The sequence below is a fragment of the Microbacterium sp. genome (genome assembly GCF_047972865.1).
GTDB lineage: Bacteria > Actinomycetota > Actinomycetes > Actinomycetales > Microbacteriaceae > Microbacterium.
Genome location: NZ_JBKEAY010000087.1, coordinates 1 through 2,919 on the forward strand (window position 1 = coordinate 1; position 2,919 = coordinate 2,919).

5 protein-coding genes are annotated in these 2,919 nt (G+C 67.7%); 2 read left to right on the forward strand and 3 right to left on the reverse strand.

The features are described 5' to 3' along the window. The coding region (locus ACK5KK_RS05615) for a CobW family GTP-binding protein (RefSeq protein WP_416889109.1) at nucleotides 1-256 on the reverse strand (256 nt) is incomplete at its 3' end. A gap of 146 nt (nucleotides 257-402) precedes the next feature. Here ACK5KK_RS05615 and ACK5KK_RS05620 point away from each other — a divergent pair. Both ACK5KK_RS05620 and ACK5KK_RS05625 read left to right on the forward strand, forming a co-directional pair. Next, on the forward strand, nucleotides 403-657 hold the full coding sequence (locus ACK5KK_RS05620; RefSeq protein WP_416889110.1) for a hypothetical protein: 255 nt from the start codon (nucleotides 403-405) through the stop codon (nucleotides 655-657). Beyond that, nucleotides 654-1,091 carry a TA system VapC family ribonuclease toxin gene (locus ACK5KK_RS05625; protein WP_416889111.1) on the forward strand — a complete coding sequence of 146 codons (438 nt, stop codon included), beginning with the start codon at nucleotides 654-656 and terminating at the stop codon, nucleotides 1,089-1,091. Before ACK5KK_RS05620 ends, ACK5KK_RS05625 begins: the two co-directional genes overlap by 4 nt. Before the next feature lie 299 nt (nucleotides 1,092-1,390). Here ACK5KK_RS05625 and ACK5KK_RS05630 read toward each other — a convergent pair whose 3' ends face one another. Then, nucleotides 1,391-1,732, reverse strand: a complete 342-nt coding sequence (locus tag ACK5KK_RS05630; RefSeq protein ID WP_416889112.1) for a hypothetical protein — start codon at nucleotides 1,730-1,732, stop codon at nucleotides 1,391-1,393. Then, nucleotides 1,729-2,919 (reverse strand): catalase (locus ACK5KK_RS05635; RefSeq protein WP_416889113.1); only part of this gene is annotated, 1,191 nt, incomplete at its 5' end. The genes ACK5KK_RS05635 and ACK5KK_RS05630, both read right to left, overlap by 4 nt.

Below are 2,919 nucleotides of genomic sequence, written 5' to 3' on the forward strand. Positions count from 1 at the left end.
AGCAGATGCATCCGTTGCTCATCTCGACCAGCTTTTCGGGAACGCGCGCAAGCTGAAGTGGCCCGTCCACGAGACGGGAGTCGATGTTCACTTCGCTCATATCGTTGACGATCACCGCGACGCGTCGCCCCTCGCGGTTGGAGAGGACGTGATTGAGCAGTGTGGTCTTTCCGCTCCCCAGAAAACCCGAGAGGACGGTGACGGGTACCGGTGACGCAGCGGTCCGCGGGCCAGGTGTCGCTGTATTGAGAAGCATTCTCAATAGGGTAACGCACCGGCCCGTCGCGAGCCGGGCATCGGCCTGCTCGCCCCCAGGTTTCGCCGGGCGTGCGGTTCGCGACCGCGGAAGGGGAGACGACGGAGCATCATGATGCTCCTGATCATGATGCTATGGTGTCTCTTATGCGTACGACCCTGACGCTCGACGACGATGTCGCACGGCTGCTCGACGACGCGGTGCACCGCGACCGTCGCACGATGAAGGACGTCGTCAACGACGCTCTGCGCCGCGGACTGGCGGCACCTGCAGAGGCCGTTCCGGCACCCTACGTGGCGCCAGTGCACTCCTCCGGGCTGCGGGCAGGGATCGACGTGGCGCGTCTGAATCAGCTGATCGACGACCTCCACGTGGCGGACAGCACCGAGCGTCTTCCGTGATCGTTCCCGACGTCAACGTGCTGATGTACGCGCACGTCGACGGTTTTGCGCAGCACGACGTCGCCAGAAACTGGTGGCAAGGGCTGCTCTCCTCAACCGAGACGGTGGGGCTTGCTCCCGTCGTGGTCGCGGGTTTCGTGCGGTTGGCCACCTCGGCGCGCGTCCTCGAGGTCCCGATGACCACGGAGGCTGTCACTCGAGTCGTCTCCGGATGGTGGGACCGGCCCGGTGTCGACGTGCTCCGCTCCGACCAGCGTCACCTGGCGGAGGCGATGGCGTTGGTGGATGCGGCGGGAAGTGCGGGCAACCTCGTTACCGACGCGCTCATTGCTGCCCACGCGCTCTTGCACGATGCGACGGTCGCGACCAACGATGCCGACTTCGCGAGATTCCCCGGCGTGCGCACGGTCAACCCCGTCGCACCGGGGCGTTGAGCCGGGGGACGCGTGTCGTTTCCCACGGATAGCGTGGACGAGACACAATCAGAACGAGGGAAGTCTATGGGTTTCAATATCTCACAGCCTGACCTGCTGGAAGTGGGGTTCGTGACCCTCCGGCGCGACCTCGCGGACTGATCACGCGCCCCGCCTCGAGGTTGAGGCCGGTGTCGAGGCCGGTGTCGGGTACCGGTCAAGCAGTAATCCGGGGCGACAACGCTCGGCCAAGAGCGCCCCCCGGGGTGCAAGACCAGGGGGCGCTCTCACATCGGCACATTCGCACCGGCAAGGGGTGGTCAGGCCGTGACGGAGTCTTCCGTGGCGGAGTCCGTGCGGGGTGTTGCGCGGGGCACCGGTCGCGCGGTCCGGGCGTGCGCCCACGCGCGGATGCCGGCGTGGCCCTGTTCGTCCAGGTAGCTGCGCACCACGCGCTGGATCAGCCGGATCCGGGCCTCCGCACTCATCGCCACCTGCATCGGGCCCACGTCCGGACCCGGCTTGCCGTCCACGCGTTCCAGTGCCTCGCGGACCTGCTCCTCCAGCCCGTGCTGGCCGAGCGCGTCCTGCATCCGCGTGGTGGCCGTGTCGGCGGCGCTCGCGCCACCCGCGATGCGCATTCCCTTCCCGCGGGCGCTCACGCGCGGGCTCCGGATGCCGTGGCCTGCGCGCTCAGGCGGGTGCGCAGTGCCTGTCCGAGATCGGCGTCCACATGCGTCCAGTACTCGATCGCGCGCTCGCGGATGTCGTCGCGGGTGACCCCTCCCACGGCACCGGTGATCGTGTCGAGGAAGCGAGCGCGTGCCGCGTCATCGAACACCTCGCGGTACAGCGCGCCCGCCTGGCCGAAGTCGTCGTCGGAGTGCAGGGTCGCGGCGGCGCGCAGCAGCGCCCCGTCAGATTCCCACGACCCCGCACCGGCGCGCGTCGCGTCGGCGGCGGGACCACCGAACGAGTTGGGTGCATACACGGGCGCGTCGGCGGGGGTGAAGCCGTGGCGGGCGGCACCGTCCTGCGAATAGTTGTGCACGGGCGCGACCGGCCGGTTCACCGGCAGCTCGTTGTAGTTGGTGCCCACCCGGTAGCGCTGCGCATCGGGGTAGGAGAACACGCGGGCCATCAGCATCTTGTCGGGGCTGATGTCGATGCCCGGCACGGTGTTCGCCGGCGAAAACGCGGCCTGTTCGATCTGCGCGAAGAAGTTCTCCGGGTTCTCGTTCAGGGTGTGCACACCGACCTCGATCAGCGGATAGTCGCTGTGCGGCCACACCTTGGTGAGGTCGAACGGGTTGAATCGGTACTCCCACGCGTGCTCGTACGGCATCACCTGCACAGAGACCTTCCACGCGGGGTGCTCGCCGCGCGCGATCGCGTCATACAGGTCGCGGCGATAGTAGTCGGCATCCGCCCCCGCGATCGCTTCGGCCTGCGCGCCGGTGAGCTGTTCGTTGCCCTGCAGTGCGTGGAAGTGATACTTGACCCAGAAGCGCTCGCCGGAGGCGGCGATCCACTGGTAGGTGTGCGAACCGTAGCCGGGCATGTGCCGCCACGAACGCGGCAGGCCGCGGTCGCCCATCAGGTAGGTCACCTGGTGCGCCGACTCCGGCGAGAGGGTCCAGAAGTCCCACTGCATGTCCGCGTCGCGCAGACCCGAGCCGGGGAGGCGCTTTTGGGAGTGGATGAAGTCGGGGAACTTGATGCCGTCGCGGATGAAGAACACCGGGGTGTTGTTGCCGACGATGTCGTAGTTGCCCTCGGTGGTGTAGAACTTCACCGAGAATCCGCGCACATCGCGCCACGTGTCCGGCGATCCCTGCTCGCCGGCCAC